The organism is Stenotrophomonas sp. PS02289 (assembly GCF_029960115.1).
GTDB lineage: Bacteria > Pseudomonadota > Gammaproteobacteria > Xanthomonadales > Xanthomonadaceae > Stenotrophomonas.
This window is the reverse complement of record NZ_JASCOZ010000116.1, coordinates 1-13,908: the sequence shown is the minus strand read 5'-3', so window position 1 is coordinate 13,908 and position 13,908 is coordinate 1. Positions and strand designations below refer to the sequence as shown.

15 protein-coding genes are annotated in these 13,908 nt (G+C 65.7%); 10 read left to right on the top strand and 5 right to left on the bottom strand.

The window, feature by feature from the left end; genetic code table 11:
* Positions 1-638 precede the first annotated feature (638 nt).
* Both QMX83_RS15230 and QMX83_RS15225 read left to right on the top strand, forming a co-directional pair.
* Positions 639-968 (top strand): hypothetical protein, encoded by a 330-nt coding sequence (locus QMX83_RS15230; protein ID WP_282297488.1) that lies wholly within the window; start codon positions 639-641, stop codon positions 966-968.
* 293 nt (positions 969-1,261) lie between these two features.
* Positions 1,262-2,071, top strand: a complete 810-nt coding sequence (locus QMX83_RS15225) for a hypothetical protein (RefSeq protein ID WP_282297487.1) — start codon at positions 1,262-1,264, stop codon at positions 2,069-2,071.
* On the opposite strand, the gene QMX83_RS15220 is transcribed toward QMX83_RS15225, so the two are convergent.
* From QMX83_RS15220 to QMX83_RS15210, 3 genes are all read right to left on the bottom strand, one after another.
* Positions 2,061-2,414, bottom strand: coding sequence for a DMT family protein (locus QMX83_RS15220; RefSeq protein ID WP_282297486.1), 354 nt, complete (start codon positions 2,412-2,414; stop codon positions 2,061-2,063). The two genes, QMX83_RS15225 and QMX83_RS15220, sit on opposite strands and share 11 nt — an antisense overlap.
* A 61-nt stretch (positions 2,415-2,475) precedes the next feature.
* On the bottom strand, positions 2,476-4,959 hold the full coding sequence (locus QMX83_RS15215) for an FtsX-like permease family protein (protein WP_282297485.1): 2,484 nt from the start codon (positions 4,957-4,959) through the stop codon (positions 2,476-2,478).
* Positions 4,956-5,555, bottom strand: coding sequence for an ATP-binding cassette domain-containing protein (locus tag QMX83_RS15210; protein ID WP_282297484.1), 600 nt, complete (start codon positions 5,553-5,555; stop codon positions 4,956-4,958). The genes QMX83_RS15215 and QMX83_RS15210 overlap by 4 nt, the downstream gene beginning before the upstream one ends.
* A 120-nt stretch (positions 5,556-5,675) precedes the next feature.
* On the opposite strand from QMX83_RS15210, the gene QMX83_RS15205 reads away from it, so the two are divergent.
* From QMX83_RS15205 to QMX83_RS15195, 3 genes are all read left to right on the top strand, one after another.
* Positions 5,676-6,326: an arylesterase gene (locus QMX83_RS15205; protein WP_282297483.1), complete on the top strand. Its 651-nt coding sequence runs from the start codon at positions 5,676-5,678 to the stop codon at positions 6,324-6,326.
* Between the two features lie 88 nt (positions 6,327-6,414).
* Complete coding sequence (locus QMX83_RS15200) at positions 6,415-7,128, top strand: response regulator transcription factor (RefSeq protein WP_185750243.1); 714 nt, start codon at positions 6,415-6,417, stop codon at positions 7,126-7,128.
* A 156-nt stretch (positions 7,129-7,284) separates the two neighbouring features.
* Entirely contained in the window at positions 7,285-8,556 is a 1,272-nt protein-coding gene (locus tag QMX83_RS15195) for a HAMP domain-containing sensor histidine kinase (RefSeq protein ID WP_282297482.1), read from the top strand.
* Between the two features lie 16 nt (positions 8,557-8,572).
* Here the strand turns inward: QMX83_RS15195 and QMX83_RS15190 are convergent, their stop codons facing one another.
* The gene (locus tag QMX83_RS15190) at positions 8,573-9,235 is read right to left on the bottom strand and encodes a hypothetical protein (protein WP_282297481.1); all 663 of its coding nucleotides are present in this window, start codon (positions 9,233-9,235) and stop codon (positions 8,573-8,575) included.
* Positions 9,236-9,541: 306 nt separating this feature from the next.
* Here QMX83_RS15190 and QMX83_RS15185 point away from each other — a divergent pair, with 306 nt between their 5' ends.
* Positions 9,542-10,192 (top strand): hypothetical protein, encoded by a 651-nt coding sequence (locus QMX83_RS15185; RefSeq protein ID WP_282297480.1) that lies wholly within the window; start codon positions 9,542-9,544, stop codon positions 10,190-10,192.
* Between the two features lie 20 nt (positions 10,193-10,212).
* Here QMX83_RS15185 and QMX83_RS15180 read toward each other — a convergent pair whose 3' ends face one another.
* Positions 10,213-10,932 (bottom strand): SGNH/GDSL hydrolase family protein, encoded by a 720-nt coding sequence (locus QMX83_RS15180; RefSeq protein ID WP_282297479.1) that lies wholly within the window; start codon positions 10,930-10,932, stop codon positions 10,213-10,215.
* A gap of 150 nt (positions 10,933-11,082) precedes the next feature.
* On the opposite strand from QMX83_RS15180, the gene QMX83_RS15175 reads away from it, so the two are divergent.
* From QMX83_RS15175 to QMX83_RS15160, 4 genes are all read left to right on the top strand, one after another.
* Positions 11,083-11,463, top strand: a complete 381-nt coding sequence (locus QMX83_RS15175; RefSeq protein ID WP_282297478.1) for a diacylglycerol kinase — start codon at positions 11,083-11,085, stop codon at positions 11,461-11,463.
* A gap of 42 nt (positions 11,464-11,505) precedes the next feature.
* On the top strand, positions 11,506-12,255 hold the full coding sequence (locus QMX83_RS15170) for a TerC family protein (RefSeq protein WP_125361945.1): 750 nt from the start codon (positions 11,506-11,508) through the stop codon (positions 12,253-12,255).
* A 132-nt stretch (positions 12,256-12,387) separates the two neighbouring features.
* Complete coding sequence (locus tag QMX83_RS15165; RefSeq protein ID WP_282297477.1) at positions 12,388-13,035, top strand: LemA family protein; 648 nt, start codon at positions 12,388-12,390, stop codon at positions 13,033-13,035.
* Positions 13,036-13,039: 4 nt separating this feature from the next.
* The coding region (locus QMX83_RS15160) for a TPM domain-containing protein (protein ID WP_282297476.1) at positions 13,040-13,908 on the top strand (869 nt) is incomplete at its 3' end.

The window sequence follows — 13,908 nt, the reverse complement described above, 5'->3', positions numbered from 1 at the left end:
CACGCCCCGGGGATCCCCCGGGGGCATTATTGATTTTGGGCCACCCCCCCGGGCCCCCCGCCCCCCCGGGGGGGGGGGGGGGGGGGGGCCGTTCCGGGGGACGGCGTGAATCCGTCCATGGAGCCTCGGTCGCCGCATCCATGCGGCTCACGCCCCCTCCAACCCACCCCGACCCACCCTCGACAGAGGGTCGGTGGCCATGGGAGATCAACGGCAATCGCATGGTCCAATTGCGACGTGCTGGTCATGCTGACCCATCCCGAAAATTAGAACGAACATCACAAAACCACGCACCCATTCCACGCGGCCGATTAACCAAATCCGCGCCAAACCCGCCATGTCCCCGGTGTCATGCGTCGAACGCGACACGCAAATTGCTTTGGCATGCCTAAAACGAAAAAATCGATACGCAACATCAATCGTTGATCGATGTTCGTTTGCTGCAGGCTTGTCCTCAAGGAGCGTAGTAACTCCGAACAGAGAAGGTGTCCTGCGTAGGACCAGAAGTCCCGCGTCGGGAGGGTGGCTAATACAACACCCCTTCGGGGAAATACGCCCGCCGTTTCTCTGTTCACGGTTACTAACCTCCCGACCTCCTCGCCATCCCGGCGAGGAGGAACATCGAAGAGGACGTTGTCGTGATCGAAGATCCAGTCTGGGTACGCACGAAGATGGGCGCGGAGCTGCGTGACAGCTTCAAGGCTGTACTGAAGCACACGAAGTACTCTCCGTCGGAAGCCATTCGCCTGTTCATCAGAAAGACGATTGAGCTGGGCCCCGACGGAGTCCGCAAGGCCTGCGTGGACACCGCCAGCAGTCTCGGCAAAACGGGCAATCCGGGCGATCCAAGCAATCCGCGCAATCCGCGCAATTCGGATAATCCGGATAATCCGGGCAATTCGCTTGATCCGGACTCTGTGGGTGATCCGGAAAATCGGAACAATCCGGGCAATTCGGACGCACGGTAGGGTCGCACGACAGTCGACCGCCGATAACACCCATCGCTGCTGTAGGGCATGACCTGTGAACGGAGAAGCGCGCCTCCGCCGAAGGTCACTCGTCACCGTGCCGATCACCGTTATGGGCCGTCGTCTATCGACCGACGCTACCGGTCCGCGCATGTCCGTACGTTGCGATATGCACGGTAGAACCGTCCATCGATTGATCGTGCTACCTCATGGGTCACGATGATCGATTTCCGAAAGCGCCACCCATGAAATTGCTGGCTACTGCCGACTCCACTCGCATGGAGTAGTTCTGTATGAAGATCTCCGGCATGTTCACCACGTTCATTGGTGCCCTCGCTGCGTTTCAAGGTGCGAGAGCGGCACCCACTACACCACCGGGCAGCACGAGTACCGACCTCACGCTGACCGACATTTCCAATGGCCGCATGCCCACGGACTTAGTAGCCGCCCTCCAGCGCAACTACGGTGCCTGTGAGCAGCGGCTGGGCCAGAATCCGCGCATCACCGATGCAATGACGGAGGAGGCGAAGCGGGCGGTCTGCATGGCACAGGCGGGTATGGGGACTGCGTTCGAGGAGTCGCTGAAGAGCACAATGCCAGGCGATACCCCGCTAATCCGCACCATGCTGCACCGTCTGTTTGAAGGGCGAGCGGAGAATCCGATCGGGGATATCGACCCTGCAGGGTATTCGCCGGAAACGTTACTCAGGATCAACTTCAACGACTACAAGGAGAGCCAGACGTCGTACTACGCCAACAATCTGGCCGAGCAGGTCGAGTTCCTGGCCCGGCACATCCCGGAGCAGGCACGCGGTTCACTGGCCGATGCACGGCGGGCGTTCAACCAACCGGCATGCCGGAAGGCCTGGGCGCAAACGAGCGGCAAGTGGGTCAGGGCGGAAATCAGCAAGCGCCTGGTGTTTGCCGACATGCGCGGCGTGCTCAAGCCCGAATCGATGGACCGCACCCAGATCCAGGAGCTGAAAGCCGATCTGGAAGACATGCAGTTCGGCAACTCGGCGCTGAAGCGACGCATGCTCCATGATGCATTGACCGAGCTGGTGCGGCAGCATCATGAGGTTGCGGTGGTTCCTACTCCTTGAACATCAAAAACGCCGCGATCACGATCAACCCGAACGCGGCGTAATGGTTCCACTTCAACGGCTGGTCCAGATAAAACGCACTGAACACCGCGAATACCACCAGGGTGATCACCTCCTGCATGCCCTTGAGCTGCGGCGCGGAATACACCGCGCTGCCCAGCCGGTTGCCGGGGACCTGCAGGCAGTACTCGAAGAAGGCGATGCCCCAGCTGACCAGGATCACGGTCATCAACGGTGCGCTCTTGTACTTCAGATGCCCGTACCAGGCGAAGGTCATGAAGATGTTGCTGCCGACCAGCAGCAGCACCGGGTAGAGGTAGGAGGTGAAGGAGGTGCCGGGCATGGTACGGGGCGTTCAAAGGGGGTGAGGCGCGCAGCATAGCAACGCGCCCCACCCGGATACGTCACGCCTCGCGCAACGCCAACGCCGGTGGCGTACGCAGGATCCGCCGGGTGCCCCACCAGCCCGCCAGCATGCTCAGGGCGATGCCCAACGCGCCACCCAGCAGCAGCGGTCCCCACGGCGGGGTCAGCTGCAGCTCGAACACCTGCTTGGCGACCACGGTGCCCAGCAGGGCTGCCGCCCCGACCGCGAGGCCGGACGCCAGCAGCCCCAGCGCGCCGAACTCCACCAGCACCGCGCCGCGCAGCTGGCTGCGGGTGGCCCCCAGCGTACGCAGCACCGCGCTGTCGTAGCGGCGTTCACCCGCCGTGGCCTGCAAGGCCGCCAGCAGCACCAGCACGCCGGCCAGCAGGCTGAAGCCCATCACCAACTGCACCGCCTGGGTCACCCGGTCCACCACCTCGCGCACCCGCTGCAGGATGCCGTCGATGTCCAGCAGCGAGATGTTCGGGTACTCGCGGGTCAGCCCGGCCAGCGCCGGGGCCTGCGCGCGTGGCAGGTGGAAGGCGGTGATCAGGTTGTACGGCGCATCGCCGACCGCGCCTTCGTTGAGCAGCAGGAAGAAGTTGACCCGGAACGAGTCCCAGTCGGCCTTGCGGATGCTGGTGATGGTGAAGGTGCGTTCCTGTTCGCCCATCTGCAGGGTGACGGTGTCGCCCAGCTTCATGCCGTAGCGCTCGGCCCAGCCTTCCTCGATCGAGGCTTCCGGTGCCGTGCTGCCGGCGTCCCAGAACTGGCCGCTGACCAGCGTATTGGCAGCCGGGAAGTCAGGCCGCCAGCTGAAGTTGACTGGGCGGTTGGCGTCGTCGTCCTCGTTGTTGTTGTCCTCGCGCTCGGCCCGCTGCGGCGGTCGACTGTTCAATGCCAGCAGACGGCCGGTACTGAACGGTTCGACGCTGGCATCGCCGACGCCCAGTCCCTTCAGGGTATCCAGCACGGCCTGACGCTGTTCCGGCTGGATGTTCATCAGGAAGTAGTTCGGCGTGTCCGCCGGCAGCCGGTCGCGCCACTGCGCGAGCAGGCCGGGTCCGATCACCGACAGCAACAGCAGCGCGCACAGCGACAGCGAAAGGCCCACCAGCTGCATCACCGCCAGCCCGCGGCGACGCGTCAGCGCGGCCAGGCCCAGCTTCCAGCGCCCGCGCAGGCGGGCCTGCGCGCCGCGCACGGCCCACAGCAGCAGCGCCCCGATACCGGCCGCCAGCAGCGCCAGCGCGGCCAGTCCACCCAGCACCCAGGCGGCCAGTTTGACGTCGCCGGTGGCCTGCACGGTCAGCGCCACCGTGGCCAGCAGCGCGGCGGCATACACCAGCAGCGAGCTCGGCGGCATCGCGGCGAAGCTGCGGTTGAGCACGCGCATCGGCGGCACCCGGCGCAGGCGGAGCAGCGGCGGCAGGCCGAAGCCGAGCAGCAGCACCAGGCCAATGCCGGCCCCGGTCAGCGCCGGGGTCGCCTGTGGCAGCGGCAGGCGGTTGGGAATCAGTCCGCCCAGTGCCTGCACCAGCCCGGCCTGTGCGGCCATGCCGAGCCCGATGCCGACCAGGCAGGCCGGTATCGCCAGCAGCACCAGCTGCAGTGCCATCGAGGTGAGGATGTCGCGCTGGCGCGCGCCCAGGCAGCGCAGCACGGCCACCTGGTCGATGCGGCGCAGGGCGAAGCGGTTGGCCGCCAAGGCGGTGGCCACGCCGGCCAGCAGCACCGCGAGCAACGCGGCCAGTGAGAGGAAGCGCCCGGCCAGATCGAACGCACCGCGCACACCGCGCTGGGCGTCCTCGATGCCGACCACGCGGAAGCCCTTGGCTTGCGGCTTGAGCCATTCGCGGAAATCAGCAATTGCGCCGGTGTCGCCGGCAAACATCATCCGGTACGACGCGCGGCTACCCGGGCCGAGCAGGCCGGCGCTGTCCACGTCGGCCCGGTTCACCAGCAGGGGCGGGGACAGCTGCATCAGCTCGCCGGAGGTGTCCGGCTCGGCCTGCAACACGCGGCTGATGGTCAGGCTGCCGGCACCGAACTCCAGCGCATCGCCGACCTTCAGCCCCAGCGCCTGCATCAGCCGGGGATCGGCATAGGCCTCGCCCGGTGGCGGCGTACCGGCGCTTTCCACTGGCCCACCCGCGCTGCGGCTGACCAGCAGCTGCCCGCGCAGCGGATATCCGGCGCTGACCGCCTTGATGTTGGCCATCTGGCTGGCTTCACCATGGAACAGCACGCTGGGGAAGCTGACCATGCGCGTGGTCTTCAGCCCGCGCTGCTGCGCTTCTTCGGCGAAGGTCTCCGGGACGTCCTGGCGTGCACCGAGGCCCAGGTCGCCGCCGAGCATTTCCGCTGCGCTGCTGGTCAGGGCCAGGGTCACCCGGTTGACCAGCGTGCCCACCGCCGTCATCACCGCCACGCCCAGCACCAGCGCGGCGAATACGGTCAGCAGGTCACCGGCCAGGAACTCGCGGCGCAGGGCGCGGCCGGCATGCCGCAGCACGTTCATGCGTGCAGCCCGTCAGCGTCGACCAGGCGGCCCTGGTCGAGCCGGTAGATGTGTTCGCAGCGCTGGGCCAGGCGCAGGTCGTGGGTGACCAGCACCAGGGTGGTGTCGCTGTTGGCATTGAGCGCGAACAGCAGGTCGCTGATCTGCTGGCCGGTGCTCTGGTCCAGGCTGCCGGTGGGTTCGTCGGCGAACAGGATGCGTGGTCGCGCCACGAAGGCACGCGCCAGCGCCACGCGCTGCTGCTCGCCGCCCGACAGCTGTCGCGGGTAATGGCGGGCGCGGTGGCTCAGCCCGACCTGCTCCAGCACCTCGCGCACCCGTGCCGGGTCTTCGCGTCCGGCCAGTTCCAGCGGCAGTGCGATGTTTTCCTCGGCGGTGAGTGCCGGCAGCAGATGGAAGCTCTGGAACACAAAGCCCACCTCACGCGCGCGCAGCTGCGCGCGGGCTTCCTCATCCAGCTCACCCAGGGTGGCACCGGCCAGGGTGATCTGACCGCGGCTGGGCAGATCCAGCCCGGCCAGCAGGCCGAGCAGGGTGGTCTTGCCTGAACCGGACGCGCCGACGATGGCCACGCTCTGGCCTTCATGCACGGTCATGTCTATGTTGTCCAGGATGTGGACTTCACCTTCTGGGCCACGGGCGGACTTGCCGACGTTGTGGGCGGTAATGGCAACCGGCGCGCTGCGGGGGGACAGGCTGTCGATGAGGAATCTCCGATGTACGAAGCAATGAACAAGGGCCGGGTGGCCGCGACGATGTGGCTGCTGGCATGGTTGCTGTTGTTGCCGGCGCTGGCCTGTGCCAAAGGTCCGGCACCGGCCAACGCGGTGCTGGTGGTCGGCGACAGCCTCAGTGCCGCCCACAATATCCCGGCCGCCTCGGGCTGGGTGAACCTGCTTCAGCAGCGGGTCAACCAGCAGATCAAGCCGCCGCCAACCATCGTCAACGCCAGCATCAGCGGCGAAACCACCGCCGGTGCGCTGACCCGCCTGCCCGCGTTGCTGCAGAAGCACCGCCCCAAGGTGGTGGTGATCGAGCTGGGCGGCAACGACGCCCTGCGCGGGCTGACCCCGGCGCAGCTGCGCGGCAATCTGGAAAAGATGATCACCCAGAGCCAGGCCGCCGGTGCCAAGGTGGTTCTGCTGGGTATCGATGTGCCGCCCAACTACGGCCCGGCCTACCGCGACCGCCTGCGCAAAACCTATGCGGAGCTCGCCAGCCAGTACAAGGTGCCGCTGCTGCCGTTCCTGCTGGAGGGCGTGGCCCTGCAGCCCGGCCTGATGCAGGCGGACGGCCTCCACCCCACGGCCGCCGCCCAGCCGAAGGTGCTGGACAACGTGTGGCCGCTGCTCAAACCCCTGCTGTAACCCCTGTCATCCCCCTTGTTGAAAAACTTCACACCGCGTCTACTGGCGATGCGGCATGTTTCACAAAGCTGAAGAAAGAGGGAAACCCATGCGTCAGACAAAGGAGACCTCCGGCCTGGTGCTGGTGGTGGAAGACAACCGAAGCATCTCCGAGATGATCGGAGAGTACCTGGAAGGACGTGGGTTCGAGGTCGACTACGCCCAGGACGGGCTGGACGGCTACCGGCTCGCGGCAGAAAACAGCTACGACGTGGTGGTGCTGGACCTGATGCTGCCGCGCCTGGACGGCATCGAAGTCTGCCGCCGGCTGCGCAATGACGCCCGCAAGTCGACCCCGGTGCTGATGTTGACCGCGCGCGACACGCTGGACGACAAGCTCACCGGCCTGGGCTTCGGGGCCGATGACTACCTCACCAAGCCGTTCGCGATCCAGGAACTGGAAGCACGCCTGCGTGCCCTGATCCGTCGCGAGCGTCGCCAGGTGGGCTCGGAAGTGCTCAAGGTCGCCGACCTGGTGCTCGATCCGGTGAGCATGCGTGCCACCCGCGCCGGGACCGAGCTGCAGCTCTCGCCGATCGGTCTGCGTCTGCTGACCATCCTGATGCGCGAATCGCCTCGCGTGGTGACCCGCCAGGAAATCGAGCGCGAGATCTGGGGCAACGGCCTGCCGGATTCGGACACGCTGCGCAGCCATCTGTACAACCTGCGCAAGATCATCGACAAGCCGTTTGACCGTCCGCTGCTGCACACCGTGCAGAGCGCCGGTTACCGCATTGCCGATATCCAGCAGCCGATGAGCTGAGCTGCGCATCAACGCAGTGCAGTGCAAGCAGGCAGGGGGCGCGTATGCCCCACAGCACGCCCAGGGCCCGGTGATCACCGGGCCTTGTGTGCTGCCTGCACGACCGAATCACGACCGGCTTACCTATAATCGCGGCGAGCCGCCCTGGACCCTGTAATGCCGCACGGCCTGCCGCGCAAGATCCGTATCGCTTTCATCCTGCAGGCTGTGCTGGCCAGCCTGGGTATCCTGCTGGGCGCGTGGCTGGTGTCGCTGGTGATCAAGCACAGCCTGGTCAGCGGTGCCCTGCGCGAAGAGGCCACCTATTTCTGGGACCTGCACGCCGCGTCCAGCGCGCAGCCGCCACCCAATACCCGCAACATCCGCGGTTACCTGCTGGAAACCGGGCGCTCACCGCTGAGCTTGCCCGCCAACCTGCGCGCGCTGCCGCCGGGGTTCCATGAACTGAAGGCCGACGACCAGCTGGTGTTGGTGGACGCGCGCCCCGAGGGCCGCCTGTACCTGGTGTTCCTGCGCTCGCGTGCGGAAATGCTGGCGTTCTGGTTTGGCATCGTGCCCGTGCTGCTCACCTTGCTCGCGGTGTACGGGGCCAGCTGGGTCACCTACCGGGCCAGCAGTCGGCTGGTCTCGCCGGTGAACTGGTTGGCGCGGCGCGTCTCGCGCTGGAACCCGGGTCATCCCGAGGCGGCCGACCTGGACCCGGACAAGCTGCCGGCCGACATGCAGGGAGAAACCCGTCAGCTGGCCGCGGCGCTGCATTCGCTGGCGACCAAGGTCACCGCGCACGTGGCGCGCGAACGCAACTTCACCCGTGATGCCAGCCACGAACTGCGGACGCCGTTGACCGTGATCCGCGTGGCCAGCGACATGGCGCTGGGTGACCAGGACCTCAATCCGCGCCTGAAGCGCAGCCTGCACCGCATCCAGCGCGCCGGCCGTGACATGGAGGCGGTGATCGACGCCTTCCTGATCCTGGCCCGCGAAGCCGACGTCGAGCCGCAGATCGAGCTGTTTGATGTCAACGAGATCGTGCGCTACGAAGTGGACAACGCGCGCGAGCTGATCGCCGGCCGCCCGGTGCACATCCACCTGCACAGCGACGGCCCGGTGGAACTGCATGCACCGCCGCGCGTGCTGCAGGTGGTGGTCAGCAATCTGCTGCGCAACGCCTGCAGCTATACCGACGAAGGCCGCATCGACGTGGACGTGCACAACGACCGCGTGGTGGTGCGTGACACCGGCATCGGCATGTCGCCCGAAGCGCTGTCACGCGCGTTCGAGCCGTTCTACCGCGCCGAACCCAGCCGGCCGCAGGGGACCGGGCTGGGCTTGTCGATCGTGCGCCGCCTGTGCGACCGCTTCGGCTGGAAAATCGGCCTGACCAGTGAGCCGGGCGTGGGAACGCAGGCGACGATCAGTTATCGGTGAGGGATGCGCGCTGCGCTCAGGCAGCGGAACTGCCCATCATGCCCTTCAGAAAGGCCTGAAATGGCGCGCTGCGAAATGTGCGTTGGTGCAGGAGTTTCGCGATGGAGGGGTCCTGCGGGTACTGAGGGCGCGAATGTGAGCTTCCGATTTGCCTACAAGGCGCGGGAGTAGCGGGGAGCGGGGGCGCTTCTGCTTCCACGCCGTCGGGATGACGCTCGCCGAAAACAGCGCTGGCCAACGCAATGCCTACTGCGTCCTTGTCGCGATAGGCGTCAATCTGGCGATGCTCCCAAAGCGTTCTGGCATTGGAGCACCTGCGTAGTGCGAGGCTGATCATGCTCGCGACAGTGTTATCCGACGGTTTCGGATCCTGCTTTGCCAGATTCACGCGTGCGCCCTCAAGCGCCTGGACGAAATCGTCCAGTCCGGGTCCTGCCGTCTGGCGCGAGGTAATGTCGAGGTTTGCAGCTTTACTGCGGTGTGTGATGCCCCAGTTGTTAAGGGAGAAGCGATTCGTCGCAAACTGGAGTGCAAGTGCTGCGGTGCGGGGTGAAACGTTGCCGCGTTGGAGCTGCTGCACGACCTCTGTAGCAGACGTGGACGCAGACAGCGTCCCTGCGAACCGCGCGAAGCTGCACGTGCGGGCGAGCATCTGGGGCGATGTGGAAAGTAACGGCATGGACGTTCTCAGCTTGGTCTACTTGCGGGGTCGCAAAGTGTCAAGAGAACTAATTCCCGTTACTTTCAAATTTCAACTATTCCTACGCATGGCGACCCCTGTCGTAGTGCCACGCCCTGCGTGGCAAGTGGCCTTCCTGCGCGCGGAGCAATGCTCGCTTGGGTGGAGTCAGTGCAGAAGATTCATGTCTCGATCGCACGGCATGAGCTGAGGCGAAATGAGGGAAATCCTAAAGTTCGCGATTCGGATTGGTCCTACGCTCCGCAGCGGAGTCGACTGACTCAAGTTAACTTAAGGAATTGGACATTGAGTGTCATCGACCTTGGCATCACCCCCAATCTTTGTTGGGCGGTGAACTGTAAAACTTCCAACGAAACCGTTTCAGAGAAGACCCTGCGGAAGCTGGACACCATTGCACTTGGCCTGTACCGGGTCGGTAACGGCTCGGATTGGCGGGATGCCTGTCGTCAGCTTGGCATGATCACGTCCGGCGTTCGACCAAAGGATCTTTACATGGGCTTCAAAGACGTCGTGAATGCGAGGGCAATCGTGTCTGGCATGCGTGAATCAAATGCCAAATCGCAACTCGCTAAGAAGTTGGATGACATCGGGCGGATGATAAGGGCGCGTGCCGAGGAGCGCGTGGACTTGGTCATTCGTCGAGAAAAAGTCTGCACGCATGCGCTTGAAAAACACAGCAAGGTTCACTTGCTGTATCCGAACGCCGGCGGCCGGAGCGATTCACAAGCGGAGGCCGACACGAGAAAACTGCAGAGGGCCATCAATGAACTGGGGCCGAAGTGGGCGCAAAAGGCCGACGAGCTGCGTTCGGCCATGCGCGTAGGGCGTTCCACGGATCCTGAAGACCCCACTCAACCCTGCTCACGGCAATCGTGGGAGTTCTCTGGGTTTTTTGAGGAGCCGTCGGAACCCTACCGGCAATCCCGCCGCAGATAAGTTCCTGGAATGCAGCCGGACTAGGTCCGGCCGCAGCTGACCTTCGGGGCCAGGGCCTTGCGCCAGATCGCATAGCCCGCTGGCTTCATGTGCAGCATGTCCTCGCGGAACAGGCTGGCCTTGGGCTGGCCGTCCGCGCCCAGCATCGGGGTATAGATGTCGTTGAAGCCGGTGCGCGGCAGCTCGGCCAGCGCCGCCTTGACCAGGGCGTTCGCCTCCTGCACCGCCGGCAGCAGGTTGGCGCGCGAGGGGCTGGGCTTGATCGAGATGATCTCCACCGTGGTCTGCGGCAGATCGCGATGCACGCGCTTGACGAAGGCTACGGTGTCGTCACGCACCTGCTGCGGGCTGCGGCCGCTGTTGAGGTCGTTGTCACCGGCGTAGAAGAACACCTTGCACGGGGCGTAGGGCACCACCACGCGGTCGGCGTAGTACGTGCTGTCACGGACTTCCGAACCGCCGAAGCCCCGATTGATCACTCTCTGGCCCGGGAAGTCGGCGGCCAGGGTGTCCCAGAACCGGATCGACGAGCTGCCGACGAAGACGATGCCCCCCTTGGGCGGCGGGGTGGCCTGGTCGGCCTTGGCGAAGTTGTCCATGTCGCCGGCCCAGGCCACGTTGGAGACCTGCTCCGGAATCTGGGGCGGGGCCGGCACAGGGGCGGGCTTGAGCGCCAGTGCGGGCAGGGCGGCGGTGAGGGCCAGGGCGAGCAGCAGGGGGCGGGTGCGGCGGTGGTTCATGAACAGCTCCGGTTTTCAGGCACCCCCCATGGTACGCGGCGCGGCCGGGAGGCGGTTCCGCCCTTTGTGGCAAAATGGGGGACTCATTGTCGCCTTCTGCCTCACCCATGACCCTTTCCCGACGCGCCCCCACGGATGGAGCTGTTCCGCATGCCTGATGCCTTTGGTCATATGCCGCGCGGCCCCAAGCGCATCTTCAAGGCAGCGGTGTGGTCCTGGCAGGGCCTGCGCGCGGCCTGGCTGCACGAGTCCTCGTTCCGGCTGGAGGTCTACCTGCTGATCGTGCTGGCTCCGGTCGCGTTGTGGCTGGGCCAGACCCCGGTCGAGCGGGCGCTGATGATCGGCTCGATGCTGCTGGTGCTGGCGATGGAGCTGGCCAACTCGGCGATCGAGGCGGTGATCGAGCGCTACGGCCCGGAAATCCACGAACTGGCCGGCCGGGCAAAGGACATGGGCTCTGCCGCCGTGTTCGTGCTGATGATGAACGTATTGCTGTGCTGGGGCCTGGTGCTGGCCCCGCGCATCTTCTGACGCGGGCCGCCGCGTCATTCCCCCTTGTAAGGATGTGTGTCCATGTTTGTTGAGCTGCTGTCCGATCCCAACGTCTGGTTGACCCTGCTGACCCTGAGCGCACTGGAAATCGTGCTGGGCATCGACAACCTGGTCTTCATCTCCATCGCCGTGAGCAAGCTGCCGGAACACCGCCGGCCGTTCGCCCGCAAGCTGGGCATCGCGGTGGCCTGCATCACCCGTATTGCCCTGCTGGTGTCGCTGGCCTACCTGGCGCACATGGAAGCCAACCTGTTCACCGTGGCCGGCATGGGCATCTCCATCCGCGACCTGGTGCTGATCCTCGGTGGCCTGTTCCTGATCATCAAGGGCGGCATGGAAATTCGCGAGCTGATCACCGGCGGCGAAGACGAAGACCCCACCACCACCAAGGCCTCGGCGGTGTTCGGCATGGTCATCCTGCAGATCGCGATCATCGACATCGTGTTCTCGCTGGACTCGGTGATCACCGCAGTCGGCATTGCCGACCACATCCCGGTGATGGTCGCGGCCATCCTGCTGTCGGTGGCGGTGATGCTGCTGGCGGCCAACCCGCTGGGCCGCTTCATCGACGCCAACCCGACCGTGAAGATGCTGGCCCTGGCCTTCATCCTGCTGATCGGCGCGGTGCTGATCCTGGACGGTCTGGACGTGCACGTGCCCAAGCCCTACATCTACGCTGCGATGGGCTTCTCGGTGCTGGTGGAATGGCTGAACCTGCTGATGCGCCGCCGCGCGGTGGCGCACAACGTGCCCGGCGCGGGCAATTGGTAAACCGGTAGGTACCGACCGTTGGTCGGTACGCCGGCAAAAGGGCCGCCCACTGGGCGGCCCTTTGTCGTTACGGGGCATTAACCCCATTCATGGAATCCTCCGGCCCGCAAACCCCTGAATCTGGAGCCGGTCATGCAATCGTTCACGCGAATGATGTTCCTGGCCTTCGTGGCCGTGCTGTTGTCGGGCTGTGGCTACAACTCCATCCAGCAGAAAGATGAGCAGGTGAAGGCCGGTTGGGCCGAAGTGCTCAACCAGTACAAGCGCCGTGCCGACCTGATCCCCAACCTGGTGCAGACCGTGGAAGGCTATGCCAACCAGGAACGCCAGGTGCTCACCGACGTCACCAACGCCCGCGCCCGCGTCGGGCAGGTGAACGTCAACGCAGACGACGCGGAGTCGCTCAAGCAGTTCCAGGCCGCCCAGGGCGAGCTGAGCGGGGCGCTGTCGCGCTTGCTGGTGGTGACCGAGAACTACCCGAACCTGAAATCCGACCAGGGCTTCCGCGATCTGCAGGCACAGCTGGAAGGCACTGAAAACCGCATCACCGTGGCGCGCGGGCGCTACATCCAGCTGGTGCAGGACTACAACACCTACATCCGCTCGTTCCCGCAGCTGATCACCGCCAAGATCTTCGGCTACGACACCAAGCCGAACTTCGCGGTGGAAAACGAAGCCCAGATTTCGCAGCCGCCGGCGGTGAAGTTCGGCAATCAGCCGCCCGCTCCGGCTCCTGCTCCGGCCCCGCAGCAGCAGGCTCCGCCGCAACCGGCGAACTGAGCCGATGAACGTCCGTCGCCTGCGCGCACCCGGGTGGTGGCTGGTGCTGTGCCTGGCCCTGCTGTGGCCGGGCCTGGCCGCGTGGGCGCAGACGCCGGCGGCCATCCCGACCCTGGATTCACCGGTGGTGGACACCACCGGCACCCTGGATGCGGCCAGCAGGCAGGCGCTGATCGACCAGGCGCTGGCCCTGCAGCAGCGCAAGGGCAGCCAGCTGCAGATCCTGATGGTGCCCAGCACCGCGCCGGAAGACATCGCCCAGTACACCCAGCGGGTGTTCGAACAGTGGCAGATCGGCCGCAAGGGCGTGGACGACGGTGTGCTGCTGGTGGTGGCCAAGGACGACCGCCGGGTGCGCATCGAGCCGGGCTATGGGCTGGAAGGGGCGATCCCCGATGCCATCGCCAACCGGGTCATCCAGGAGTACCTGGCCCCCAAGTTCCGCAACAACGACTATGCCGGCGGGCTGACCGACGCCACCGGCGTACTGGTCAAGCTGATCGATGGCGAGGCGCTGCCCGCGCCGGTCAGCGACCACCGCACGCGCGCGGACAGCAGCGTGGATGTCTGGCCGGTCGCGCTGGTGATCGGTTTCTTCGTCGGTACCTTCCTGCGGACCCTGCTGGGCGGCCTGCCGCGCCCGCTGCGCGCCGTGCTGGGCGGCGGTGGTGCCGCGGTGGCGGCATTCCTGTTCACCTCGCTGTGGCTGGCCAGCGGCGTGGCCGGCGTGATCGGGCTGATCATCAGCCTGTCCTCGGGCCGGGCCGGGCGCTTCGCCCGCAACACCGGTTGGGGTGGCGGGGGCTGGGGTGGAGGCGGTGGTTTCGGGGGCGGGGGCTGCGTCGGCGGCGGCGGTGGCTGGGGCGGTGGTGG